This window comes from Streptomyces sp. TLI_185, from assembly GCF_003814765.1.
In the GTDB taxonomy this organism is placed as follows: Bacteria; Actinomycetota; Actinomycetes; order Streptomycetales; family Streptomycetaceae; genus Streptomyces.
Map to the genome: position 1 here is coordinate 1,599,364 of NZ_RKRB01000001.1, position 23,383 is coordinate 1,622,746.

Here is a 23,383-nt window from a genome sequence, read left to right on the forward strand (position 1 = left end):
CGTCAGCTGTCCTTGCGGAGGGCGTGGGCGAGAAGGTCGAGGAAGGAGCGGTTGATGAGGCTCGACTCGGCGGGCCTGAGCGGGCGCCGGGACAGCATCGCGGCCTGCCCGTAGAGGGCTTCGGCGCTGGTGCGGGCCAGCTCGGGCTCGTCGATGGTGACAGCGGTGCGCACCAGCGGGTTGAGCTGGTTGAGGATCAGCTGGGCCCGCGGTGCCTCCTGGCGCAGAGCGCCGAGGATGTCGCCCCACACGCCGCCCTGCTGCTCGCGGGCGAGCTGGGAGCGGGTGCGCTCGTGACGGGCCTCGCGGCTGTCGAGGAGGAGGGCGGGCGCGGAGGCGGGCTGGAAGGTGCGCAGCGCGACGTCGCAGTCGAAGACGGCGAGGGCGTCGCGGGCCTGGGCGAGGTAGGCCGCGGCGGCCAGTTCGGTCTCCCGGTCGACGGGGTCGAGATGGGCGGTCAGGGTCGCCGGGTCGAGGTCGGCGACGCTGACCTCGGGCCTGATCTCCGGCAGCCGGTGGACCAGTTCGCGGTCGTAGGTGTAGCCGCCGTTGACGACGCCGAGCCCGGCGGCCGAGGCGATCGCCGCGACCTGCCGGAACTCCTCCACGCTCGACGTCACGAGCACGGTGCGGTGGCTGCGCGCGAACTCGTCCAGTGTGGCGTGTCCGTCGGTGGTTTCGAACGGCAGCCAGAGCAGCAGCATCCGCAGGATCTCGTCGTCGTGCACAGCGAGCGACTTCACTGCCAGGTGGTGGGCCTGAAGGAAGCGGCCGAGCAGGTCCGGGTCGCTGGCGGCGGCCCGTGCGATCCACGCGCGCAGCCGCTCGGCGAGGGCGTCTCGGACCGCGGCGAGGGTGTCGTCCTCGTACAGGGACTCGCGGGACGCCGTCGGGCGCAGGCTCTCGGCGTCGACGACGCAGCGGACGAAGAACGCCCACTCGGGCAGGATCTCCTCGGCCTGCTCGGACAGCAGCATCCCCTTGACGTGCACGCGGTGGCCGTGGCGGCGTCCGGCCGGCACCGCCTCGGGCAGGATGCACGCGATGCCCTTCAGCCCCACGGCCGGCAGGTCCAGCTCGATGGTGTCCAGCGGCTTGAACCCGAAGACCTCCTCGCCGTACGCGGCCAGCGCACGCGAGCGGGCTCCCGGTGTGGGGTAGGTACGCGACCAGGGTGCGGCCTCGGGGTTGACGGGTGCGCCCGGGCCGCCCGTGCCGTCGTCGAAGGTCACCGGGTGGCGCAGCAGCGAGCCGAAGTGCCGGGCCAGCGCGTGCACCTGGGCCGGGCGGGTCCACTCGCCCGCGTCGGCGCGCGGCGTCAGTGTGACGGTGGTGCCGGGCCGGGGACGGGCCGAGGCGGGCAGGGTGCGGACGGTGTAGCTGCCGTCACCGCGACCCCGCCACTCCACGGCGGGCGCGTCGGGGGTGCGGGCGGACCGGCTCAGGACATGGATCTCGTCCGCGACCAGGAAGCAGGAGAGCAGGCCGATGCCGAACTGGCCGATGAAATCAGCGCGTTGCTCGGCGATCCGATCGGCGCGCTTGCTGCTGCGGCCGATCGTGGCGAGGAAGGTGTGCACGTCGGCCTCGGTGAGACCGACGCCGTCGTCCTCGACCCGTACCACCGAACCGTCCGCGTACAGGCGGATGCCGAAGGCGCCGGCGGGAGTGCTCGGTTCGAGGCCGTGCCGCGCGGTCAGCGCGTCCACCGCGTTCTGCAGGAGTTCGCGCAGGTAGACGCGAGGGCTGGAGTAGAGGTGATGGGAGAGGAGATCGACGAGGCCGCGCAGGTCCACCTGGAAGGTGCGGTCGGCGCCGGCGGGGTTGACGGTGGTGTCAGGCAGAGTCATCGGGCAGTCCGGGGTGAGGTGAGCGACAGGCGACGGTTGGGGTGGCGGGTTCAGGCATTGCGCCGGGCGCGGGCGTACATCTCTTCCGGCTTCGCCATGTACTTCCAGGGCCATGAGGTGTAGGCGCCGCCCAGCTCGTGGAAGACGCGCGGCAGCGCGATGCGCTCGGAGGCGAGCGACAAGGCCATGGCGAAGATGTTGAAGTCCTCCTGCCAGCCCGGGCGTCGCTCGTAGGCGGGATGGAGGATGCTGTGCTCGGCCGCCTCCAGCAACTCGTCCTGGATCTCCGGAGTGACGAGGCAGTTCTTGTTGTCGGACTCGACCCAGTCCTCGATGTGCGCCATCGCGATGACACAGCCGATGCGATGACCCTCGGGCGCGCCGGCGAACGCCTCACGGGCGAACGCGAGTGCCTCGCCCGCCTCGCCGCTCCACCGGGGCTGGAGCTGCGACACCCACTCGATGTGGGTCTCCAGGTCAAGAGGGGCGCGGCGCAGGGCGGCGTCGAGCCGGGTCTCGTTGACGGCACGGCCCAGTGACATGCCACGGCCGGAGGTGAGCAGGCGGCGCCACGGCGTGACCCATTCCGGCCTCAACTCGGCGGCCTCCAGCAGCTGTTCCTCGGCGATGTGCAGCCGCTCGTGGAAGACCCGCCACTGCTCCTGGCTCACGTTCACGGCACGGGCGGAGGTTCTTGCCTCCCAGCCCCAGATGATGTGGCGCGCTCCTGATATCAGCAGGGCCGTCGCCCGGTGCTCCTTGTCCTGCTCGACGGCCCGGCCGATCCAGTCCTGCACGCCGTCCAAGTCGGCGAGCTCGCCCAGGACCTGGTGGTCACGGCCGAGATCGAAGGGGGCCAGCGCCGCCTTGACCGCCTCCCAGTCACCCGCCTTTGCAGCCTCCACCAGCGCCAGCACCCGCGCGTCCCCCAGCGCGTGCAGCGTGTACATCCCGTTCTTGAGCCGGCGCGGAACGGGAAGGGCGTGCGGATCCGCCGCCGGTCTCTCCGCACCCCTGCCGAACAGCCTCCCCAACATGCCGCACCCTCCCCTGGTCCCGCGTGATCGTCCGGTGCAGCATAAACGGCACCACTGACACCGCTTCCACAGGGTTTTCACGGGCGCTTCACGGTGCGACGCCATGCACCCCGCCGTCCAACGGCTCGTCCTACCGGGCGTGGTGACCGAACGCGGCCGGCCGCGGGCAAGCCCGCTTCTCCACCCGAAGGGTCCGGCATCTCCTGGTGCTCACCCGCCCCGCAGCAGACGTCTGCGACGAGCGGGCCGAATACGGCGGCATCCAACCGATCTGCCCCGGGCGTCTGTCTCAACGCGGCAACCAACCACCGTGCTTGTCAGTCGTCACTCATGATGACGCTCACCGCTCTCCACCCTCGGCCAACCCCCCACTGTCCGCGAATGAGGCCGCATGCTCCGTATCCATTTCACCACCCACGACTTACAGAACATCCGAATCTCACGCCGGCCCGACCCGCTGTGGGAACTCGTCTGCGCCACCTGCCGGTTGGTCACACACCAGGGCCCGCTCGAGTTCGGGGCATGGCGTCGCTCCGTCCGCGAACGCCTCGCCACGGACCCGGTGGCCGGCCGTGCCCTGCACACGCTGCAGACACTCGTCCCGCCCGTCGGGTACATCCCCGACTTCCTCACCCCGACCGTCCTGGAAGGGGGTCTGCCCGCGGCCCTGGAGGAGATACAGGCCACTCCTCCCGGCCGACTGCGGCACGAGTTGGGCAGGCTCGCCGCCGCGCGTCCCCTGCCCGGGTGGACCACGGCGCTGGGCCGACCGGGAGACCGCGGCCTGCGGTCTCTGGCGAAGGCCCTGGAAATCTCCGCCACGACGTTGCTCGAACCGCGCTGGGCCCACGCCCGCAGAGCCATCCGTGACGAGGTCGACCTGCGTTCTCGTGTCCTCCTCGACGGCGGTGTCCTGGCTCTGTTGGAGAGCCTGCGTCCGCTCGCCCGGTGGCGGGCGCCCGTCCTGGAAGTGGAGTATCCGACCCACCGCGACCTGTATCTGGAGGGCCGCGGGCTGCTTCTGGTCCCGTCCTACTTCTGCTGGCGCAGGCCCACCGCTCTTGCCGATCCGGCCCTCGGCCCGGTTCTCGTCTACCCGGTCACCGCACGGCCGCTCGACTCGATCACCCTCAACGACAACGGACTCGACCGTCTGCTGGGCCGCACCAGGGCCTCGGTCCTCGCCGAGGTGGCCCGCGGCGGTCCCCGGACCACCTCCGAAGTGGCGACGGCTGTCGGCATCGCCCTGCCCAGCGCGACTTACCAGCTCACCGTCCTCCGGGACGGAGGGCTGGTGGCAAGCCGGCGCGAGGGGCAGTACGTGCGGCACTCGGTGACGATCATGGGCCACCGGCTCCTGGACGGCGAGGAAGGAGAGTTGCAGCAGATGGGGCAGACCGTCGGCGGCACCCCGTAGCGGGAGTGGCGGCTGTGGCGGCGGCTCCCGCACAGCCGCCGTGCACAGTGGTGCCGCCACCGGCGCAACTGTCCGCAAGCTGCCCGTAATTCGAGCAGGTTCGAAATGCTTCTCACCCACCCGGCGCAGGGGCGAACATCGGCGGCGGGGCGTGGCCGCTAAGCACCGCGGCGACCGCACGAACCGCACCACTCGACCCAACGGGGGGAACATGAACCTGCTCCGCAATCACCGTAGCCGTCGCGCCGCAACCGCGGCCGTCACCCTTGTGATGGCGGGCGTCCTCGGGACCGCCGGAGCCTCGGCCTCCAACGCCGAGACCGCGGCGCCCCAGACACAGCAGATCGCCTCGTCCGTCCTGGGCAGCGACTACAAGATCACGCTCACTGCGCTGCGATCGGCTCAGGACGAGTACGCCGCCTCGGTGCGGCTGCAGGTCTACACGCACGACAGCGGCAGGTGGAAGGAGTCCGACCGGGTCACGGTGGGCGATGTCGACGGATGGTACTGGTACCCGCTGACCGGCAGCCACGCCGTCTGCGAGTTCACGACCGCGAGCACAGAGCCCGCGCCGGTCGCCGTCAGCCTGACGATCACCCCGTCCATCGGCTGCTCCGAGCCGGCGCACTATGTCGTGAAGCAGGGCAGGGTCTACGCCGGCTGAACCGTGCTACGGCCGTCCCCATCGGGTCCAGTACCGCCACGCCGGGTCGAGCGGGTTCTCCGGCAGCGTCCCGGGCAGCGGTCTGTACTCGGCCGCGCTCGCCGAGTTCTACAAGCCTGCCGTCAACCGCTGCGGCGGCCTGGCCTCGGTCGCCCCGGCGCTCGCCGCGCTGGAGGAGAGCATGATCCACTGGAGGGTTTGGTCGCGGTCGCACCGCAGCCTGCCGGTTCCGGACGGCGGCCGGGTCGGCGGCGCCGTCGTACACGGGATCGCGGAAGAGGGGGCGCCGGGTGCGGGCATGCAGGGGTCTCAGCCGCCCGTCGACTCCCGGATCACCAGGGAGAAGCCGCCGACGACGTCCTGGTGCCGGGCCGGCGGCTGGGTCTGCTCGATGCGCCTGATCAGGAGGTCGACCGCCCGCTCTGCCATACCGTCGTGGTCCGGATCGACGCTGGAGAGCGACGGGATGAAGAACTCGCTCTCCGACACGTTGTCGAAGCCGATCACCTTCACCTGGTCGGGTACGCGCGTCCCGACGTCGGCCAGGCCCCGAAGCACGCCCATGGCGAGGGCGTCGGTCACGCAGAACACACCGTCGAAGTCGAGCCCGCTCTTCGCCATCTTCCGGGCCCGTTCGGCACCTTCGCGCATGCCGAGCCGGTCCACCTGCTGCACCAGGGCGCGGTCCGCGGACAGGCCCGCGTCCTCCAAGGCCTTCCGGTAGCCCGTGATGCGGAGGCTGGAGGTGTCCACTTCCTCGACCGCCCCGCACACGATCGCGATACGCCGGCAGCCCCGCTCGATCAGATGCCGGGTGGCAGCGTGGGACGCGTCGAAGTTGGGCATGGCGACGTGGTCCACGGGGGCGCCGAAGATCCGGTCGCCGAGGATGACCACCGGGTGGTCCACCCTGAGCCGCTCGGCATCGCCCTGCCCCATGCCCGCGGCGCTCAGGATGAGCCCGTCGTAGAGCCGGTTGCGGGACAGGGACAGGGCGTCCAGCTCGTTGTCCCGAGAGGCGGTCTGCTCGATGCTCACCCTGAGGCCGCGTCGAGAGGCCGCGGCGATGATGGCGGCGGCCAGCAGTCCGTAGTAGGCGCTGTCCACCTCCGGAACGGCGAGGCCGATGGTTCCGGTACGGCCCTTGCGCAGATTGCGGGCCGCGACGTTGACCCGGTAGTCGAGCCGCGCCATGGCCTCGAGCACCTTCTCGCGCGTCGCGGGGCGGACGTTCGGATGGTCGTTGATGACGTTCGAGACGGTCATCGGTGAGACCCCGGCCGCCTTCGCCACGTCCTGGATCGTTGTCACCCTCACCCCTGGCCTGCCGTCCCGGAACCCACTCGCATGCTAAGCCGCACCCCGGGTGCGCAGGGCGGTGACGGAGTGCGGCGGGGTCGTACTCGCGGTCGGGTCGTGTCAGACGAGCGGAGCGCTCACCGTGACGAACGAGTGCGGCGGCAGCGTGAGCGTGAGCCCCTGGTCGGTGGCCTTGAGGGCGTCGAAGGGGCGCGGGGCGACCGTCTCCGGCGTGCCGGGCGTGTTGTGGTCCTGCAGCCGGTCGGCCGTCAGGATGCGGGCGCTCGGCTCGCCGACCGAGCGGCCGCGCAGGTCGAGCGTCACCTGCGCGGGCTCCTCCGCATCCAGGTTGGACAGCGAGATCAGCACCGCCCCGTCCTTGACGCTGGCGGAGGCGGACAGAGTCTCCAGCTCCGTGTCGCCGACCGTGCGCCGCAGGGCGTCGCCGCGCAGATGGACGGCGAGCGAAGTGGCGTCCTGGTGGCCCTTGTTCATCTCGAAGACGTGGTAGGTGGGGGTCAGGACCAGGCTGTCGCCGTCGGTGAGGAGCATGGCCTGCAGGACGTTGACGGTCTGCGCGATGTTGGCCATGTACAGGCGCGCCGCGTGGCGGTGGAAGATGTCGAAGTGGGTGGAGGCCACCAGCGCGTCCCGCAGGGTGTTCTGCTGGAACAGGAAGCCCGGGTTGGTGCCCGGTTCGACATCCCACCAGGTGCCCCACTCGTCCAGGACCAGCCCGACCGTGCGGCCCGGGTCGTAGACGTCCATCACGGTGGAGTGGCCGGTCAGGATGCGGTCGAGGCGGCGGGCCGCGACCATCGTGCGGTAGTGGTCGGCGGTGTCGAAGACGGTCGCGCTGCCCTTCGCGTCCCAGGGGCCGGCCAGCGTGTAGTAGTGGACGGACAGACCCTGGAAGAAGTTCTTCGGCGTGGCCTCGCAGCCGAAGCAGCTGATCTGCTGCATCAGCGTCTCGGTCCACTTGTAGTCGTCGCCGGATGCGCCGGAGGCAATGCGGTAGAGCTTGTTGTCACCGTGGTCACGGCAGTAGGTGGCGTACTGACGGGCCAGGTCGGCGGAGTACTCGGCGCGCATGTTGCCGCCGCAGCCCCAGGTCTCGTTGCCGATGCCCCAGAACTTCACGCGCCACGGCTCCTCGCGGCCGTTGGCCTTGCGCAGCCGCACCATCGGGCTGTCGCCGTCACGGGTGAGGTACTCGACCCACTCGCTCATCTCCCGCACCGTGCCGGAGCCGACGTTGCCGCTGATGTACGGCTCGGCGCCCAGCAGCTCGCACAACGCCATGAACTCGTGGGTGCCGAAGTGGTTGTTCTCCTCGACGTTGCCCCAGTGCGTGTTGACCATGCTCGGCCGCTGCTCGCGCGGGCCGATGCCGTCACGCCAGTGGTACTCGTCGGCGAAACAGCCGCCCGGCCAGCGCAGATTGGGGATGTCCAGGGCACGCAGCGCCTGGACGACGTCGAGGCGGATTCCGCCCTCGTTGGGTATCGGCGAGTCCTCCCCGACCCAGAAGCCGCCGTAGATGCAGCGGCCGAGATGCTCGGCGAAGTGACCGTAGAGGTGACGGCTGATCCTCGGGCCCTCGATGTCGAGGTTGATGACCGCGGTGGCGTGGGACACGGACATACTCCTGGGTCGAGTCGATGACGTGGGTGGGATCTGGTGGGGCGCAAACGGTGCCGGGGAAATCGGGGCGAGTGCCATACGGCAACCGCTTTCTTGTAGCGATACAAATGTAGCCGTCGCGGTCCTGCCTTCGCCATGGGATGTGCTCAGGACTGTGGCACGTTGCGGTCGTGGTCGGCGGCGTACGCGGCGAAGACCTCCGTCGTCGTGCCGCCCGTGTGCAGAAAGCGCTGGTCGAGAATGGTGGCGAGGTCGTCCAGCGCGCCCGCGAGCAGGTCCCCGGTCAGTCGCACGTCCGGCCGTCGGGCTGCCTGCCCTCGCCGGGCAAGGGCGACGGCGTAGCCGAGGATGGCCGCCAGGGAGGAGTGGTCCTCGCCGTCGTGGAAGTAGTAGGCCTCGGCGTACTGGGTGAAGTCGATGCGCACTCGTACGACCTCGGTGGCCAGGCTGTCCAGCAGTGCCGCTCCGGCCACGCTGTCGATGTGTTCGGTCGTCGGCGCCGAGCGGTGCAGCAGCGCCAACCGGATGGCCAAGACCCGCCTACGGGTCAACGCGGGGTAGATCTCCAGCACCCAGGAGACCGTGGCCGTCAGGAGGGCGAAACCGACGAGGGCCTCCAACGGCGAGACCAGGCGGAGCCAGCCTTCGCCTGGCGTGATGTCCCCCAGCCCGAGGGTGGCGACGGTGACCAGGGACAGGTAGACCGAGTCGAGCAGTGCGGGCTCCTGCGCCGCCCGGGAACCAGGCGTGAGTGTGAACGCGCCCGGCATGTGGGGCCAGTAGATGATCGCCCACCCCAGGATGATGATGACGGCCCAGAGTCCCACCACCGTCACCATGGCCAGCGGCCCGACGAGACCGGCCACGCGGCGACGGATCCGGGAGCGCCGGGCCAGTCGCCACATGCTCGTCATGACGAGTCGGCTGACGCCTCCGTGGCGGGTGGGGTGCCAGAGCGTGTGGAACAGATCCCGCAGGACAGCCAGGACCAGTCCCACGCCGACCAGCGAGACCAGCCACTCCATCCACGTCTCCCACGGGCCTGTTCCGTGAGGCGCCTCGGCGGCCCCAGCGACTGGGAGCCTCGCACCTCCCGCCCGATTTTGCCCTGGTTTCAGCTGCTACGCCAAGGGTGGCAGCGGCACGGGGCAGCACGAGGCCGGCGAGGGCCGCGAGCGTGCAGGGACACCGCGGCTCGGTGACGATGCGCTCCGGACCAGTTCACCCAGGCGCTGCTGCTGCCGACCGCGTTGTAGGGATGCGTCCGTCCGGCAGCGGATCGAACACCGGGCTGCCGACCGCTGACAGCGTCCGGCCGCGGGAGGGCACGGGCAGGCTGGTGACGGGAAGGTCCGTCACGCTGGTCGGGTAGAACTCAGGCGGGGCGTCCGTGAGCCGGTGGCGGACGTTCGCTCCGCGGCCCCGGTACTCGTAGGTGAGCGGCCATCTGCCGTCGGTGGTCGGGGCGATGGTGGTCATGTCACCCAGGGTGCCGGGCCCGGCGGTCCGGCGTGCGGAGTTCGGATTCGCCCCAGGCGGTGACGGTCACCTCGTCGTCGACGCGGATTCTGCCGGGCCGCAGCACGGAGAGTTTCGTGCCGAAGGCGACTCCGCCCTCGGCGGCCCGTCGGTAGGCGGCGAGGGTGCGCAGGGGTTCGGGGCCGGCCCTCTTCGCCGACTCCTGCTCGACCAGGGTGACGGCGCAGCGGATGGCGAGCTTCGCATAGCCCAGCTCGGCCGTGCCCACGCTGAGGCCGCGGGCGCGGTCCTCGGTGTGTGGCTCGTCCCAGCCGTCGATCACCATGTTCGGGCGGAAACGGTTCACCGGCAGCGGTGCGGCACCGCGTTCGGCGAGCTTCTGGTTGAGCAGGTCGAGGGTGGAGCGGGAGAGGACGTGCAGGGCACAGCTGTCGGCGTAGCCGGAGGTGCCCGGGGTCCGGCCGTCGGTCACCCGGTGGTGGTCCGGCGGCACACGGACCAGGCGGCTGCGTGTGCCCAGTACGTCCGAGAGCCATTCGGCGACGGTGTCGCCCTGGTCGATGCCCTGATAGGCGGTCCCGAACAGGTCCACCGGCCGGCGCGCACCCGAGGTGTCCACCGGGAGGTCCAGCGGCTCCGCGTCCGGCGCGCGGAGCCCGAGCCGTCCGCCGTCGTCACTGATGGTGGGGCGGATCAGGGCCAGTCGGGGATCCCGGCGCTGCGTGCGGTACACGCCCGCTTCGCTGACGACCATAAAGCTCCGGTCGTGCGCGAGACCGGCGGGCGTCAGCAGCGCCTCGCGGGCCGACACCGCGGCACACCCTTTGACGGGGTAGTACGACAACTCGACGACGCGGGCCACGCCGCTGCCTCCGGCTCTGCTAGGCGGTGACGAGGGCGAGAGTGAAGCCGTCGTAGCCCTTGGCGCCGACGGTCTGGATGGTGGTGGCGGTGAGCCGGGGGTGCTGCGCAATCAGCTCTGTGAAGCGGCGGACGCCCTGGACGCGCGGATCGGCGTCGGCCGGGTCGGTGACCGCGCCGTCACGGACGACGTTGTCGCCGACGATGACGCTGCCTGGCCGGGTGAGCTTGAGCGCCCACTCCAAGTAGGCGGGATTGGAAGGCTTGTCGGCGTCGATGAAGACCAGGTCGAACGGCCCTGCCCCCTCGTCCGCCAGCCGGGGCAGAGCATCCAGGGCCTTGCCGACGCGTAGGTCGACGATGTGGTCGAGCCCTGCGCTGGAGACGTTGGCCGCGGCTACGGCGGCATGGTGCTCGTCGGCCTCCAGAGTGACCAGGCGTCCGTCGGCCGGCAGAGCCCGGGCGAGCCAGATCGTGCTGTAGCCGCCGAGGGTGCCGATCTCAAGGATCGAACGGGCGCCCTGGATCGTCGCCAGCAGGTTCAGCAGCTTGCCCTGGTTGGGGGCGACCTGGTGCGGCGGCAGCCCTGCCGCCTCGCTGCCCACGGCGGCCGCGAGCAGCGCTTCGTCCTCCTCGACCAGCAGGCCGTTGAAGTAGTCGTCGACGGCGGTCCAGGTCTGCTGAGTCACGGCAGGTTCCCCCTCGATATGCACTGAGTTCCTAAAGGAAACCTACTATGGATCGCCGACGGCCTGTCAAAGGTTTTCAGCTGGTGAGGATGACGAGTTGCTGCGTCGCCCGGGTCATGGCGACGTATCGGTCGACCGCTCCTTCGACGTCCGTGCCGAAGGCCTCGGGGTCGACGAGGACGACCAGGTCGAACTCGAGCCCCTTCGACAGCGCCGGGGTCAGCGACCGGACCCGGGACGTGGCCGGGAAGGCGGGATCGCCGATGACGCAGGCGATCCCCTCGGCATGCGCGGCGAGCCAGGTGTCCAGGATGGAGTCCAGCTCCGCGACGGAGCCGTGTACGACAGGGATGCCACTGCTGCGGATGGAGGTCGGCACGTTGGCGTCCGGGAGTACCGCCCGGATGACCGGCTCGGCCTCCGTCATGACCTCTTCCGGCGTGCGGTAGTTGATGCTCAGGGAGGCCACACTGACCCGGTCCAGACCGATCCGTCCGAGCCGTTCCTGCCACGACTCCGTGAACCCGTGCCTGGCCTGAGCGCGGTCACCGACGATGGTGAAGCTCCGGGACGGGCAGCGCAGCAGCAGCATCTGCCATTCCGCGTCGGTCAGTTCCTGGGCCTCGTCCACGACGATGTGCGCGAACGGGCCGGCGAGCAGATCCGGTTCGACGGGGGTCAGTTCGGCTTCGTCGACCAGGCTGACCTTGGCGTCCTGGCCCCGCAACATCCTCACCAGGCCTTCGCCGTCATCGCCGTCGGCACCGGAATCGGCCACCGCGTCGATGAGGTTGTCCACGACCTGCGCCATGCGCTCGCGCTGGGCGGCGATGACGGCCGCATGCCGGCGCTTGCGCAGAGCCGTCTCCGGATCGCCGAGCCGCTGCCGAGCGGCGTCCAGGAGCGGCAGATCGGACACCGTCCAGGCCTGGGCATCCGCCCGCTGCAGCTTGCGGACGTCCTCGCGACTCAGCCAGGGCGCGCACATCCGCAGATAGGCGGGCACCGACCACAGGTCTCCGACCAGGTCGGCCGCTTCGAGCAGCGGCCATGCCCGGTTGAGGGTGCCCACCAGATCCTTGTCCCGCCGCAGCGCCCTGCGGAACTGCTCCGGCGGCAGGTCGCCGCCGTCGTATCCGTCCTCCAGAATCGTGACCAGCTTCTCCCAGATCTGATCACGCGCCTCGTTGTGCGGGGTGCCGGGTTCCGGCGCGTCGAACGCCTCGGCCCAGTCGTCGGCGGTCAGCCGGATGTCGGTCCAGTCGACGGTGACCGTCATCCCTTCGGCGGGCGGCTCCTCGTAGAAGCGGACGGCTTTCTCGACTGCCTTCACCATCTCCGCGGACGACTTCAGACGGGCCACGTCGGGGTCGGTCTCGACGCTCGCGTCGGCTCCCTCGTCGACGAGGTCCCGCAGGATGCAGGTCTGCACGCCCTCCTCGCCGAGGCTCGGCAGGACGTCGGCGACATAGTCCAGGTAGGGCCGGTGCGGACCGACGAACAGCACACCGCCCCGACGGTGACCGAGGCGGGGGTCGGAGTAGAGGAGGTGGGCGGAACGGTGCAGAGCGACAACGGTCTTGCCCGTACCGGGACCACCGTCGACGACGAGAGCGCCGCGGGATCCCGCCCGGATGATGGCGTCCTGGTCGGCCTGGATGGTGGCGAGCACGTCCCGCATGCGGGAGGAACGGTTACTGCCCAGGCTGGCGATGAACGCGGACTGGTCGTCGAGCGCGGCGCGCCCTTCGAGCCCGTCGGCGGTGAACACCTCGTCCCAGTAGTCGCTGATACGACCGCGGGTCCAGCGATACCTGCGGCGGCTGGCCAGGCCCATCGGGTTGGCGTGGGTTGCCGCGAAGAACGGCTCGGCCGCGGGAGAGCGCCAGTCGAGCAGCAGGCGACGACCTGTGCTGTCGGTCAGGCCGAGTCGTCCGATGTAGACGGGCTCGGGGTCGTCCGCGGCGACGATGTGTCCGAGACACAGGTCCAGGCCGAAGCGGCGCAGGGCGCGCAGGCGACCGGTCAGCCGGTGCACCTCGATGTCCCGGTCCATCGCCTGCCGGCCGATGCCGCCGGGTCCCTTGAGCTCGGCGTCGATACGGGCGGACAGTTCGGCGATCGTCTGCTCGAGGCTCTCCGCGATCGCCGCGAAGTGCTGTTCGTCGCCGGCGATCAGGGTCGGGGCGGCCTTGTGGGCGAGCCGGTCGGGAAGGTCGAACGCACGGGTGGTCGAGGGGGTCAGGTCACCAGACAGAACATGCACTTCGTGAAACTCCCATTTCCGCAGCTTGTGGCCTCGGCGTGCGATTGTGCGGCACGACCGGGGCCTTGCCGCAAGCCCCCCAGTGCGCTATAAGTTGAGAGTGGCAAGGAGTGAGTGACCTCCTTGCCTTTGTTTTTTCTGCCTTCCTTGAGCCAGGTCTCAGGCCAGTTCGCCGCGCAGGATGCTGTAGCGCACCCCGTCGCGCCACTGTCCGTCGCGGAAGGCGATGCTGCGCAGGACGCCCTCGCGGGTGAACCCGACCTTTTCCAGGGCGCGTTGTTCGGGGATGTTGCCCGCTTCGGTGTCCGCCTCGATGCGTACGACTGTTGTGTTCGCGAAGAGGTAGTGGACCAACTGCCGTTGCGCCTCGGTTCCGATGCCCTGTCCGCGAGCCTCCGGCAGCAGGTTGATGCCCATGTTCCAGTACGTAGTGGTCCGGGTGGGCCTGACCTGCCGCCAGGCGACGAACCCGAGCGGCTGCGCGCCGCGCACGACCATCAGATGCCCTCCGTCGTCGCCGAGCAGACCGTTCTCCGCCCACTGGCGCCGCCAGCGCCCGGTGTCCGACCAGCCCCACCACTGGAAGGGCACAACGGTGTCCGGATCGATGAGGAAGCGTTCCATGACAGGCAGGTCGGGCTCGGCCACCGGACGCAGCGCAACACCGTCGATGCTCATGTGCGCCACCCTACGGCGCGGCTCGACGGCTGTCGGCGCTCCGGGGGCGGACTCAACTCCGTTGCCCCGCCCAGCCGGTGAGGGCGACGACCTCGCGCGCGATGTCCCCGACGGCGCGTCCGTCCGTCATGACACGCACCGCCTCCGCCGGGGCCCGCCGGTCCAGGATCCGGGCCTTGCGGGCGCTGCCCTCCAGCTCCTGTTCCAGCTCCGAGCCGAGTTCCCGGCGGACCAGCCGCTCTCGGGCGGTGGTATCGGAGGCGGTGAGGAGAACCCGTACGGCCCGCACCTCGGCCCCCATGGCGCGCTCGAACATGCCCGCCGCCTCAGGGAGCACACTCATCGTGTTCGTGTAGATCAGCCGGCGATAGCCGCGCCGGGCGAAGTTCGCCCATACCGCGGTCAGGTTGCTCTCGGTGATCTCGGCGCGATGCGGATCCCCTTCCGGGGCCGGGTGCACCTGCCCCATGAAGTCACCGTCGATGATCGCGTGGGCAACCGCCGCGGCCCGCAGCAGCGCCGACACCTCCCACCCGACCGTCGTCTTGCCGACTCCGGCCCGCCCTCCGATGAGCAGCACCTCCGCGTGATCCATGGGAAGCAGCGTGCCAGTTCGCAGTCGTCCGACGCGATCCATTACCGAGCGGCCCCCGAGGCCGGCGCTCACCAGGGCCTGGCCTGTCCGACGGGTCGCGGGGCCGGCTCAGGGCGTCAAAGTGCCGGCCAGGAGGGCCGGGCCGGCCTGCCGGTCCGGCCGAGCAGTCGCACCCTCCCCAGCGCGTGCTCGGTACCCAACCGGTGCACGAGCGCCTCCAGAGCGCGGCGCCGCTGCCAGAACCCCACCGCGTGGGGCGGATGGAACGTCCGGGTGCCCGCGTGCCTGGCGAGCAGGGCCTGACCCGGCGGACAGGCCCTGAGCCGGCCCTAAGCCAGGTCCAGCCCCGTCATCAGCTCCGCAAAGGCGCGGGCCGCCGTGGGCGAGGTGAGGAGGCGGTCGAGGCGGGCGCGGGCCAGGTTGCGGTGGAAGGGGCCGGAGGCGGTGTCGTCGCCGGCGTCGTGGAGGGTGCGGGTGAGCCAGTGGGAGAATTCCTGGTCGTTCCAGACGCGGCGCAGACAGCGCTGGGAGTAGCTGCGCAGGGCGGTGTCGTCGTGGTCGCGGACGGAGTCCCGGACGGCTCGGGCGAAGACGTCGGCGTCGTAGAGGGCGAGGTTCATGCCCTTGCCGCCCATGGGCGAGACGATGTGGGCGGCGTCGCCGACGAGATGGAGGCGGCCGTACTGCATGGGGTCGTGGACGAGGCTGCGGAGGCGGAAGGTCTCGCGGTCGGTGATCGGGCCGGCGGTGAGGCCGGGGTCGGCGAGCCGGGTGCGCAGGGCTTCCCAGACGCGGGTGTCGGGCCAGGCGTCGGGGTGGTCGTCGGGCGGGCACTGGACGTAGTAGCGGCTGGTGTGCGGGCCGCGGGGGAAGTGGGCGGCAAAGCCCTGCGGGCTGACGGCGAGGAGCGGGTGAGCCGGGGGCGGGGCGTCGGCGAGGACGGTGAGCCAGCCGATGCCGTGGTCGATCGCGTACGCGGTGAGGGCACCTTCCGGGACGGCGGTGCGGCTGATGCCGTGGTCGCCGTCGCAGCCGGCCACGAAGGCGCAGGTGATGGTGCGGAGGGTGCCGTCGGCGGTGCGGTAGCGGACGACCGGGCGGTCGCCGGTCAGGTCGTGCAGGGAGACGTCGGCGGCCTCGAAGCGCAGATCGCCGCCGTCGGCGAGGTATGCGGCGGTCAGCTTCTGGACCAGCACCTGCTGGGGGCACAGGCGGGCCCGGGGGCCTTCGGAGCCGTCGTTGTCGGAGACCAGGTGGCTCTCGCCGTCCACCCGGAGCTCCAGGATGCCGTCGTACGGGATGCCGCCCAGGACGCGGTCGGCCAGCCCCCAGGAGTCGAACATCCGCACGGCGCGGGTTTCGACGATGCCGGCCCGCTGGCGCTGCGCCACGTACTCGCGGCTGCGGCGTTCCAGGACAATGCAGTCGATGCCGCTGCGTCGCAGCAGGTTGGCGACCGTCAGACCGGCCGGTCCCGCGCCGATCACGACGACGGTCGTGGATTCCGGAGAATCCGCCAACTCCCTTGCGCTGTCGGCCACTTGACCACCTCCGCTGTCAGCCTAGCGGAGTGGTCCCGATCTCCGGGGGCCTGGCGCCCGGAGACCGGCAGCACGGAGGGAGTGGGCTCGCCCTGGGGATGTCAGCCGCTGCGGAGCGCCGTCAGCGTGGCGTCGAGGTCCGTCGGCCGGGGCCGGTTGTGCGGGAGCCTGCCGAGCAGAGCCGCCATGCCGCAGGTGTCGGTGAGCGCGGAGAAGACCAGGCCACCCGCTATGGCCGCCGAGACGAGCTGGAAGGCCGGGTGCACGAGAAGGCCGAGTGCCAGCCCCAGGAGTACCAGCGTGCCCGCGGTGAGACGCACCTGGCGCTCCATGCCCCAGGCGGCCCGCCCCGTGTGGGCCGCCGGCCGGTGCAGGTCGTGTCCTGCGGCGGCCCAGGCGCCGGTGCCGCCGGTCAGCGTCACCGACGGGATGCCCTGCTCGGCAAGGAGCTTGCAGGCGTTCTGCGAGCGGGCCCCGGAGGCACACACGACCAGGACGTCGCCGCGTTCGGCAGCGTGGCGGATGTCGGTCAGGGCGCGGCGGATCTGGTCCAGGGGAATGTTGAGTGCGCCGGGCAGGTGCCCGTAGGCGTACTCGCCGGGGGTGCGCACATCGATGACCGTCAGCTGGTGGAGCAGGCCATGGACCTGGTCGGCGGCGAGGGCGGAGGGAAGAGGGGAAGCAGTCACGGCAGTTGTGATCCTTTGTGATTCGCTCTGATTCCGTCGGGGTTCGACGCCGTCCCGAACCGGGACGTACAGTACCCCTAGGGGTATACGTTGACGGAGGAGTCGTCGTGGACATGGAGCTCGCGGGTGCGGAACTGAAGGCAGTGCTGAACCGGCTGCGTCGCGCTCAGGGCCAGATCGCCGGTGTGATCCGGATGATCGAGGAGGGGCGTGACTGCGAGGACGTCATCACCCAGCTCGCCGCGGCCTCCCGGGCCCTGGACCGTGCGGGTTTCGCCATCATCGCCACCGGCCTGCAGCAGTGCCTGACCGACGTCGAGTCCGGCCGCAGGAACGGCGAGGACGTCGAGCAGATGCGTGCCCGCCTGGAGAAGCTGTTCCTGTCGCTGGCGTGAGGAGGCCGCACGCGTCGGCGGCCGTCACACGGCCGAGCCGATCAGCATGAAGCCGGCCACCCCCAGCAGCACCAGGGCGAAGATCCGCTGAAGCGCCTGCCCCGACAGCTTCGTTGCGAGGCGTTTGCCGTCCCAGGCGCCGAGAACGGCGGCCCCGGCGAACGGTCCGACGACCGCCCAGTCGAGTCCGTCGGCGGTGCCCGCGCGCAGCGCGAGGGCGGCGACCGAGTTGAGGGTGATGACCAGCAGGCTCGTCCCCACCGCCGCCCGCATGCGCAGCCCGAGGACACCCACCAGGGCCGGTACGGCGAGGAAGCCGCCGCCGACCCCGAGGACTCCGGTGACCGCCCCGAGCCCGGCCCCCGCCGCGGCCGCCCGGCCGGGCCGGACCGCACGGACGGCATCGGGCGGGCCGGGCCGCGGGCGCAGCATGCGCACCGCGGCGACCAGCGCCACCAGGGCGAAGGCCGCGGTGAGACCGGCTGCCGGCAACCGCGCCGCCACGAGCCCGCCGAGCATGGCGGGCCCGATGCCCGCGGCCGCGAACAGCAGTCCCGTGCGCCAGCGGACATGGCCTTCCCGGGCGTGCGCGGGCAGCGCGGCGGCCGTGGTGACGGCCACGATGACCAGGCTGGCGGTGGTGGCCTCGACGGGGGTGAAACCGAGCAGGTAGATCAGGGCGGGGACGGCCAGGACGCTGCCGCCTCCCCCGAGCGCGCCCAGCGCCACACCGATGACGGCACCGGACACCAGAGCGAGTACGAGAACGCTCACGTCACCGTTCCGCTCTCGCCCCGCCGGTCCACCATGGGCAGCCCCAGCCCGGCCCAGTCGAGCATCCCGCCGATGACGTCCACGGCGTCGGCGCCGCGTGCGGCCAGGAGTTCGGCCGCCTGCCGGGACCGGTTGCCCGAGCGGCAGATGACCACCAAGGGCCGGCCCGCCACCCGTTCGGGCAGTGCCGCACCCGCCGCCAGGGCGGACAGGGGGACGTGAACCGCGCCCGGGGCGTGGCCCGCCTGCCACTCGTACGACTCACGGACGTCCAGCAGTACGGCGTCGCGCTCCGCCGGGACACCGTCCACGTGTCCGGTGCACTCCGCGGCCCGCCGCGCATCGACCCTGCCGGGTCCGCGCCTGACCAGGCTCAACGACACGGTCCGCTCCTCACGGTCAGTCCGGCCTTCGCTGCGGCGTCGAAGGCGTCGTCGACGGCGACGACGTCCCGGCCGGCGGCATGCAGCAGGGATGCGGCGATGGCGGCGCGCATACCGCCGGCGCAGTGCACCCACACCTGGCCGTCGGGGACCTCGCCGAGCCGTCGGTGCAGCGCATGGACAGGGATGTGGACGGCTCCCTCCACGGAGCCGCCGGTGCGTTCGCTCTCCCGCCGGACGTCGAGCACCACCACGCGGCCGTGCCCGTCGCGCCGGCGGTCCGCGAGGTCGGCGAACTTGGCGCGCGGGAAGGACACCGGGGCCTCGTCCGCGCGCACCCATCCCGACGGATCACCGGTCGCCGCAGCGGCCGGGCGGTCGATGCCCACCCGGGCCAACTCGCGCTGTGCAGCGAGGAGTTGTCCAGCCGACTCGGCCAGCAGGGTCAGCGGCCTGCCCCAAGGGATCAGCCAGGCCAGATAGGTGGCGAGCTGTCCCTCGGCCTCGAAGTTGACGGAGCCGGCGACATGCCCTTCGGCGAAGGCCACTCGGTTGCGCAGGTCCACCACCCACTCCCCCGCCGCGAGCCGGGCAGCGATCTCGTCGGCGTCGGCGACGGCGGGCGGGGTGAGGTCGAGGGGCGCGGGTCCCGCGGCATTGGCGGGGCCCATGTGCACGTAGTAGGCGGGGACGTCGTCCAGGCCGGCCAGCAGGTCGGCCACGAAGGTGTCCACATCCCGGGTGAGCGCCTCGTTGGACGCCTTCTCCTTGCCGATGGTCGTGTCCCCGCCCTCCGCCCGGGCCGAGGAGCAGAAGCTGCCGAAGCCGTGGGTGGGCAGCACCGGGGTCTCGTCGGGCAGTTCGGCCGCGAGGCGGCGTGCTGAGGCGTGCTGGGCGCGGGCGAGGCGCTCGGTCAGCCGCGGTTCGACCAGGTCGGGCCGTCCGACCGTGCCGATGAGCAGCGAGCCGCCGGTGAACACCGCGACCGCGGTGCCGTCCTCCTCCAGTACGTAGGAGGTGTGGTGCGGGGTGTGGCCGGGCGTCGCCAACGCGCGCAGAGCCAGCCCGTCGCCGGTGTCCACGTCCGTGCGGTCCCCGTCGCCGACGGGCACCCGCTCGAAGGCGACCGTGGCGCCGGCCGGGACGAGATAGGCGGCGCCCGTGAGGCGGGCCAGCTCCAGGCCGCCGGTGACGTAGTCGTTGTGCACGTGGGTCTCGACCACATGCGATATCCGCACCCCCCGCCGCGCCGCCGCCGCGATCACCTGGTCGATGTCGCGCGGCGGATCCACCGCGACGGCCGTGACCTTGCCACCCGCCAGATAGCTCCGGTTGCCGAGGCCGGCCACTTCGATCGTGTCGACGAAGAACACGAGGCACTCCCTTCCATCCCGAAGAAATACCCCCTGGGGTATGTATTCGACAGTAGCACGAGTACCCCCGGGGGTATTTTGAAGCGAGCCGACGACCAAACTCACCCCCATGACGCCCGTTATAGACCTGCTGTAAGTTCGCCTTATAACGATCGTCATAGAAGGTATGCAGTGACCGTCATCACCGTGAACGCCCCGCAGGGCCGCCTGAGCCTCGAACAGCGCCGCACGCCGGCCGAGACACTGACGGACGCGGTGCTCGTGCCCGAGGTCGGCCGCTTCGCGCAGGCCGCCCGGGTCGGATTCCAGGTGCACTTCGCGGAGCGCGCGCCGGACATGATGGCCATCGGGGGCCGGCTGCTGGCGGACGCCGGTCAGGAGCTCGACGTGATGGTGATCGACGTCGCCGCCATGGACGGGGACTGGCGCCGGGAGGTCAGAGCCGAGGTCATCGAGCGCATCCTCGCCGCACTGGCGCAAGCCTGCGGCCTGCCGGAGCCGTCGCCCACCTGGTGGGTCAACTTCCGGGTCATCGACGAGGGCAGTTGGGGCTCCGGCGGGACGGTCCTCTCCATCCTCTCCCTCCTGGAGAGCGGCGTGTTCACCGAGGAGAAGGCCAAGGCGATCCGCGCGGCCATGGGCGCCTGAGCGCTAGCCGTCGAGCGCGCCCGCGATCAGCGTCTCGAGCTGCTGTGCCACCTGGTCCAGCGGCTGCATGCTTCGCTTGGCGCGGCACATGGCGATGGCGCCCTCGACGGAGGCCACGACGAGGGCCGCAAGTCCCGGAGCCTGCTCGCTGTCGGCGCCGTGCTTGCGGAGGGCCTCGGCGAGGAGTTGTTCCCAGTCCTCGAACGCCTCGGCTGCGGCGGTGAGGGCCGGTGGCGTCTCGCCGGCCGGCGGCTCCTCCACGGAGACGGCCAGCACCGGGCAGCCGGCCCGGAAGTCGCTCTCGACGACGATGCCGCGCCACAGGGACAGGAACGCACGGAGGCCGGCGATCGGGCCCTCGTCCAGTTCCTTGCGCAGGATGCGTGACACCGCTCCCCCGGCGTACTGCACCGCCTCGGTGGCCAACTGCCCCTTGCCCTCGGGGAAGAAGTGGTACGTCGAGCCGAGCGGCGCCTTGGCGTGTTTGGCCAGCTCGCGGATGCTGGCGGCGTTCAGGCCGCGCCTGCTGATCAGGTCGGCCGCACCGGCCACGATGCGCTCACGCGACGGTGCGCTGGATTTGGCCACGCCGTGCTCCCTCTCCGAACCTCACTGGCTATAACGCCCGCCATAGTCTAGCGTGACCCTCGCTTATAACGACTGTCATGGAACGTGCTGAGCAGCAGAGAGGATCTCGTCATGCCGATGATCCGGCTCACCGTCCCGTCCGGTTCGCTGACCGAGGAGGGCCGCAAGACCGTCCAGCGCGACCTGGCCGCCGTCTTCGTCTCCCCGGACCCCGACCGCGCCCTGTTCCCGAGCACATAGGGCTCATCAGCCCATCGGGCTCACCGCTGCTGTTCGGTGAACCCGTCCCTGACGTTGTCGAAGACCGGACGGTAGGTGCTCCACTCGGTCTCCGGGGCCGACAGATAGATGTCGTACTCCCGGCCGCCCGCGGTGCCGTAGCCGAGGTCGATGGCGCGGAAGGCGCGGGCCCGGCCCTGGAAGGTGAACTCCCACACCGCCGCCGGCTTGCCCCGGAAGGTGGTCTCCTGCAGGCGCAGCCTGCGGTACACGGAGTAGTTGGCCTTGGTGTTCGCCTCGATGTCCTTGAAGTGGCCGACGGGGTGGGAACCCGCGGGGTCCACCATGCCGATGGTGATGCCGGCCAGGCCGGTCGGGTCGGTGTAGGTGACCTCGTCGTCGCTCGACTGCTTCTTCGGCTTCCAGCCGTCCGGCACGGGGAAGGAGACGCCGAGCCGGTCGGCGTGGACCTGGTGGTAGCCGTCGGGGACGGGCGAGGGCGACGCGGAGGGGGTGGGCGTGGTCCGGTGGTCGGCTCCGCCCCGGTCGGATCGGTGGGACGAGACGTAGAGCGTGGCGGCGGTGACGGCCGCGACCAGGACGACCAGGACCGGCACGAGCACACGGCGCCTCCGGCCGCGACGACGACGGCGTGCGCTCCTGCCCGTCGGCGCCGGTGGGGCCGACGGCGCCGCGGTGCTGTGGTGCGTGGTCGAGTCGTCGTCCCCCGGGCCGACCGGAACGGCGGAGGACCACTCCGTCGGCGGGCCGGTGGACCAGGTGGCCCGCAGCGCCCGTTCCGTCTGCTCCGCCGTGGGCCGGTCCTCGGGCTCCTTCGACAGCAGGGCCTCGATCAGCGGTTCCAGCGAACCGGCCTTGCGCATCGGTTCCAGCGGGTCCACGGCGATGGCGTACGCGGTCTCCATGGGGGTCTCGCGGCGGTACGGCGGACGCCCCTCCACCGCCTGGTACAACGTCGCGCCCAGCGACCACAGGTCCGAGGCCGGGCCGGGCTTGTGGCCGCGGATCCGCTCGGGGGCCATGAAGTCGATGGAGCCGATCATCTCCCCGGTCTGGGTGAGCGTCGAGGTCCCGGCGGTCTGCGCGATACCGAAGTCGGTCAGCACGACCCGGCCGCCGGGACCGAGCAGGACGTTGCCGGGCTTGATGTCGCGGTGCAGCACGTCGGCCGTGTGCGCGGCCCGTACCGCGGAGATCACGCCGAGGCCGATGCGTGCCGCCTCCTCGGGCGGCAGCGTCCGGCCGCCGTCGAGGACGTCGGCGAGGGTGCCGGCGGGGACGTACTCCATGACGATGCACGGCTGCCCGTCGTCGTCGACGACGTCATGGACGACGACCACGTTGGGGTGCACGACCCGGGCGGCACTGCGGGCCTCGCGGCGGACGCGCTCGTACAGCGTGTCGATCTCGGCGTCGGACAGGTGCGGCGGTGTGTGGAGCCGTTTGAGTGCGACGTGCCGGGTGAGTTCCTCGTCCTCGGCGCGCCACACGGTGCCCATACCGCCGCGACCGATGCGCTCGACCAGCCGGTAGCGCCCGGCGACGAGCCGCCCTTCGTCCGACACAGCTTCGCCCTCCGCCTGCTCTGCCCCCTTTGCGTCACTTAGCCATGCACACTAACCGACGTTTTCGCACAACAGGCGTGCGGTTCGTGTTGATCGCGTCATAAGGGGGTCGTATCCGCCGGCAGTGCCCCGACAAGGCGTGGGCGCGCCAGGCCGGCGTAGTGGCCGTCGTTGCGTCGAAGGAGTGGACCGTGCGGCCCTCCAAGTAACGGAGGGTGGGGTGGCCGGGGTCCCAGGCCAGGGTGCCGTAGAACTGCTGCTCGTCGAGAGGCGGCGGAAGACGGGGGTGTCGGGGGCCGCGAGCCGCCACACCTTGATCTCCGTGCCGTCGGCGGTCGCCAGGAACGGCCCGTTCGCACTGAATGCGGCGGACGTCACCCCCGGGTCCTGGAGAGCGGCCACCTCGCTTGCACCGTGCGGGCGCACAGGCCGTCGGCGTGCTGCCAGGCGCCGGGGAGGCTGCGGTGGCCGCGCACGCCCACACCTGCGGGGCCTTGCCGGTGTGGCAGACGGCGAGCCGGCGGTCGTCGGCGCTTGGGACGACTCGGCGCTCGTCGGACGCCGGGGTCTCGTACAGCAGCCGTCCGTCGGCCACGGAGCGCAGTTGGACGCGCTCGTGCGTCAGGTCGGCCGCCAGGTAGTTGTGGCCGCTGCCGCCGAAGGCGATCTCGGACGTCTTGCGGGGCAGGGGGGGCTCCGGTCCAGTGG

Annotated in this window: 23 protein-coding genes; 5 read left to right on the plus strand and 18 right to left on the minus strand. The window is 71.2% G+C overall.

The window, feature by feature from the left end; genetic code table 11:
- Positions 1 to 2: 2 nt before the first annotated feature.
- Both EDD92_RS07155 and EDD92_RS07160 read right to left on the minus strand, forming a co-directional pair.
- On the minus strand, positions 3 to 1,850 hold the full coding sequence (locus tag EDD92_RS07155; RefSeq protein ID WP_123963525.1) for an HSP90 family protein: 1,848 nt from the start codon (positions 1,848 to 1,850) through the stop codon (positions 3 to 5).
- Positions 1,851 to 1,900: 50 nt separating this feature from the next.
- A complete protein-coding gene (locus EDD92_RS07160; protein WP_123963526.1) occupies positions 1,901 to 2,887 on the minus strand; it encodes a hypothetical protein in 987 nt (328 codons plus the stop codon).
- A gap of 391 nt (positions 2,888 to 3,278) precedes the next feature.
- On the opposite strand from EDD92_RS07160, the gene EDD92_RS07165 reads away from it, so the two are divergent.
- Both EDD92_RS07165 and EDD92_RS07170 read left to right on the plus strand, forming a co-directional pair.
- Positions 3,279 to 4,304: a helix-turn-helix transcriptional regulator gene (locus EDD92_RS07165; RefSeq protein WP_123963527.1), complete on the plus strand. Its 1,026-nt coding sequence runs from the start codon at positions 3,279 to 3,281 to the stop codon at positions 4,302 to 4,304.
- 211 nt (positions 4,305 to 4,515) lie between these two features.
- Positions 4,516 to 4,968, plus strand: coding sequence for a hypothetical protein (locus tag EDD92_RS07170; protein WP_123963528.1), 453 nt, complete (start codon positions 4,516 to 4,518; stop codon positions 4,966 to 4,968).
- 309 nt (positions 4,969 to 5,277) lie between these two features.
- On the opposite strand, the gene EDD92_RS07175 is transcribed toward EDD92_RS07170, so the two are convergent.
- From EDD92_RS07175 to EDD92_RS07230, 11 genes are all read right to left on the minus strand, one after another.
- Complete coding sequence (locus tag EDD92_RS07175; protein WP_123963529.1) at positions 5,278 to 6,279, minus strand: LacI family DNA-binding transcriptional regulator; 1,002 nt, start codon at positions 6,277 to 6,279, stop codon at positions 5,278 to 5,280.
- A gap of 108 nt (positions 6,280 to 6,387) precedes the next feature.
- Complete coding sequence (locus tag EDD92_RS07180) at positions 6,388 to 7,905, minus strand: alpha-N-arabinofuranosidase (protein WP_399182138.1); 1,518 nt, start codon at positions 7,903 to 7,905, stop codon at positions 6,388 to 6,390.
- A gap of 152 nt (positions 7,906 to 8,057) precedes the next feature.
- Complete coding sequence (locus tag EDD92_RS07185; protein ID WP_123963531.1) at positions 8,058 to 8,936, minus strand: potassium channel family protein; 879 nt, start codon at positions 8,934 to 8,936, stop codon at positions 8,058 to 8,060.
- A 196-nt stretch (positions 8,937 to 9,132) separates the two neighbouring features.
- A complete protein-coding gene (locus EDD92_RS07190) occupies positions 9,133 to 9,390 on the minus strand; it encodes a hypothetical protein (protein WP_123963532.1) in 258 nt (85 codons plus the stop codon).
- 1 nt (position 9,391) lies between these two features.
- Complete coding sequence (locus EDD92_RS07195; RefSeq protein WP_123963533.1) at positions 9,392 to 10,252, minus strand: MOSC domain-containing protein; 861 nt, start codon at positions 10,250 to 10,252, stop codon at positions 9,392 to 9,394.
- A gap of 19 nt (positions 10,253 to 10,271) precedes the next feature.
- The gene (locus EDD92_RS07200) at positions 10,272 to 10,940 is read right to left on the minus strand and encodes an O-methyltransferase (protein WP_123963534.1); all 669 of its coding nucleotides are present in this window, start codon (positions 10,938 to 10,940) and stop codon (positions 10,272 to 10,274) included.
- Between the two features lie 76 nt (positions 10,941 to 11,016).
- Entirely contained in the window at positions 11,017 to 13,185 is a 2,169-nt protein-coding gene (helR, locus tag EDD92_RS07205) for an RNA polymerase recycling motor ATPase HelR (RefSeq protein ID WP_123970305.1), read from the minus strand.
- A gap of 180 nt (positions 13,186 to 13,365) precedes the next feature.
- Positions 13,366 to 13,884 (minus strand): GNAT family N-acetyltransferase, encoded by a 519-nt coding sequence (locus tag EDD92_RS07210; protein ID WP_123963535.1) that lies wholly within the window; start codon positions 13,882 to 13,884, stop codon positions 13,366 to 13,368.
- A 52-nt stretch (positions 13,885 to 13,936) separates the two neighbouring features.
- Positions 13,937 to 14,479, minus strand: a complete 543-nt coding sequence (locus EDD92_RS07215; RefSeq protein ID WP_185123955.1) for an AAA family ATPase — start codon at positions 14,477 to 14,479, stop codon at positions 13,937 to 13,939.
- A gap of 329 nt (positions 14,480 to 14,808) precedes the next feature.
- The gene (locus EDD92_RS07225; protein WP_123963536.1) at positions 14,809 to 16,020 is read right to left on the minus strand and encodes a 4-hydroxybenzoate 3-monooxygenase; all 1,212 of its coding nucleotides are present in this window, start codon (positions 16,018 to 16,020) and stop codon (positions 14,809 to 14,811) included.
- 101 nt (positions 16,021 to 16,121) lie between these two features.
- Positions 16,122 to 16,709: a rhodanese-like domain-containing protein gene (locus tag EDD92_RS07230; RefSeq protein ID WP_260326387.1), complete on the minus strand. Its 588-nt coding sequence runs from the start codon at positions 16,707 to 16,709 to the stop codon at positions 16,122 to 16,124.
- A gap of 107 nt (positions 16,710 to 16,816) precedes the next feature.
- On the opposite strand from EDD92_RS07230, the gene EDD92_RS07235 reads away from it, so the two are divergent.
- Entirely contained in the window at positions 16,817 to 17,104 is a 288-nt protein-coding gene (locus tag EDD92_RS07235; protein ID WP_099927088.1) for a metal-sensitive transcriptional regulator, read from the plus strand.
- Positions 17,105 to 17,128: 24 nt separating this feature from the next.
- Here EDD92_RS07235 and EDD92_RS07240 read toward each other — a convergent pair whose 3' ends face one another.
- From EDD92_RS07240 to EDD92_RS07250, 3 genes are read right to left on the minus strand one after another with little or no spacing between them, the layout of a single operon-like run.
- The gene (locus EDD92_RS07240) at positions 17,129 to 17,878 is read right to left on the minus strand and encodes a sulfite exporter TauE/SafE family protein (protein WP_123963538.1); all 750 of its coding nucleotides are present in this window, start codon (positions 17,876 to 17,878) and stop codon (positions 17,129 to 17,131) included.
- On the minus strand, positions 17,875 to 18,255 hold the full coding sequence (locus tag EDD92_RS07245; RefSeq protein ID WP_123970307.1) for a rhodanese-like domain-containing protein: 381 nt from the start codon (positions 18,253 to 18,255) through the stop codon (positions 17,875 to 17,877). Before EDD92_RS07245 ends, EDD92_RS07240 begins: the two co-directional genes overlap by 4 nt.
- Complete coding sequence (locus EDD92_RS07250; protein WP_123963539.1) at positions 18,252 to 19,634, minus strand: rhodanese-like domain-containing protein; 1,383 nt, start codon at positions 19,632 to 19,634, stop codon at positions 18,252 to 18,254. Before EDD92_RS07250 ends, EDD92_RS07245 begins: the two co-directional genes overlap by 4 nt.
- A 171-nt stretch (positions 19,635 to 19,805) precedes the next feature.
- On the opposite strand from EDD92_RS07250, the gene EDD92_RS07255 reads away from it, so the two are divergent.
- Positions 19,806 to 20,282 carry a tautomerase enzyme gene (locus EDD92_RS07255; protein ID WP_123963540.1) on the plus strand — a complete coding sequence of 159 codons (477 nt, stop codon included), beginning with the start codon at positions 19,806 to 19,808 and terminating at the stop codon, positions 20,280 to 20,282.
- A 3-nt stretch (positions 20,283 to 20,285) separates the two neighbouring features.
- Here EDD92_RS07255 and EDD92_RS07260 read toward each other — a convergent pair whose 3' ends face one another.
- Complete coding sequence (locus EDD92_RS07260) at positions 20,286 to 20,870, minus strand: TetR/AcrR family transcriptional regulator (protein ID WP_123963541.1); 585 nt, start codon at positions 20,868 to 20,870, stop codon at positions 20,286 to 20,288.
- Positions 20,871 to 20,954: 84 nt separating this feature from the next.
- Between EDD92_RS07260 and EDD92_RS52395 the strand changes: the two genes are divergently transcribed.
- Positions 20,955 to 21,110: a hypothetical protein gene (locus EDD92_RS52395; RefSeq protein WP_399182147.1), complete on the plus strand. Its 156-nt coding sequence runs from the start codon at positions 20,955 to 20,957 to the stop codon at positions 21,108 to 21,110.
- Between the two features lie 20 nt (positions 21,111 to 21,130).
- Here the strand turns inward: EDD92_RS52395 and EDD92_RS07270 are convergent, their stop codons facing one another.
- Positions 21,131 to 22,675 (minus strand): serine/threonine-protein kinase, encoded by a 1,545-nt coding sequence (locus tag EDD92_RS07270; RefSeq protein WP_123963542.1) that lies wholly within the window; start codon positions 22,673 to 22,675, stop codon positions 21,131 to 21,133.
- Positions 22,676 to 23,383: the final 708 nt, after the last annotated feature.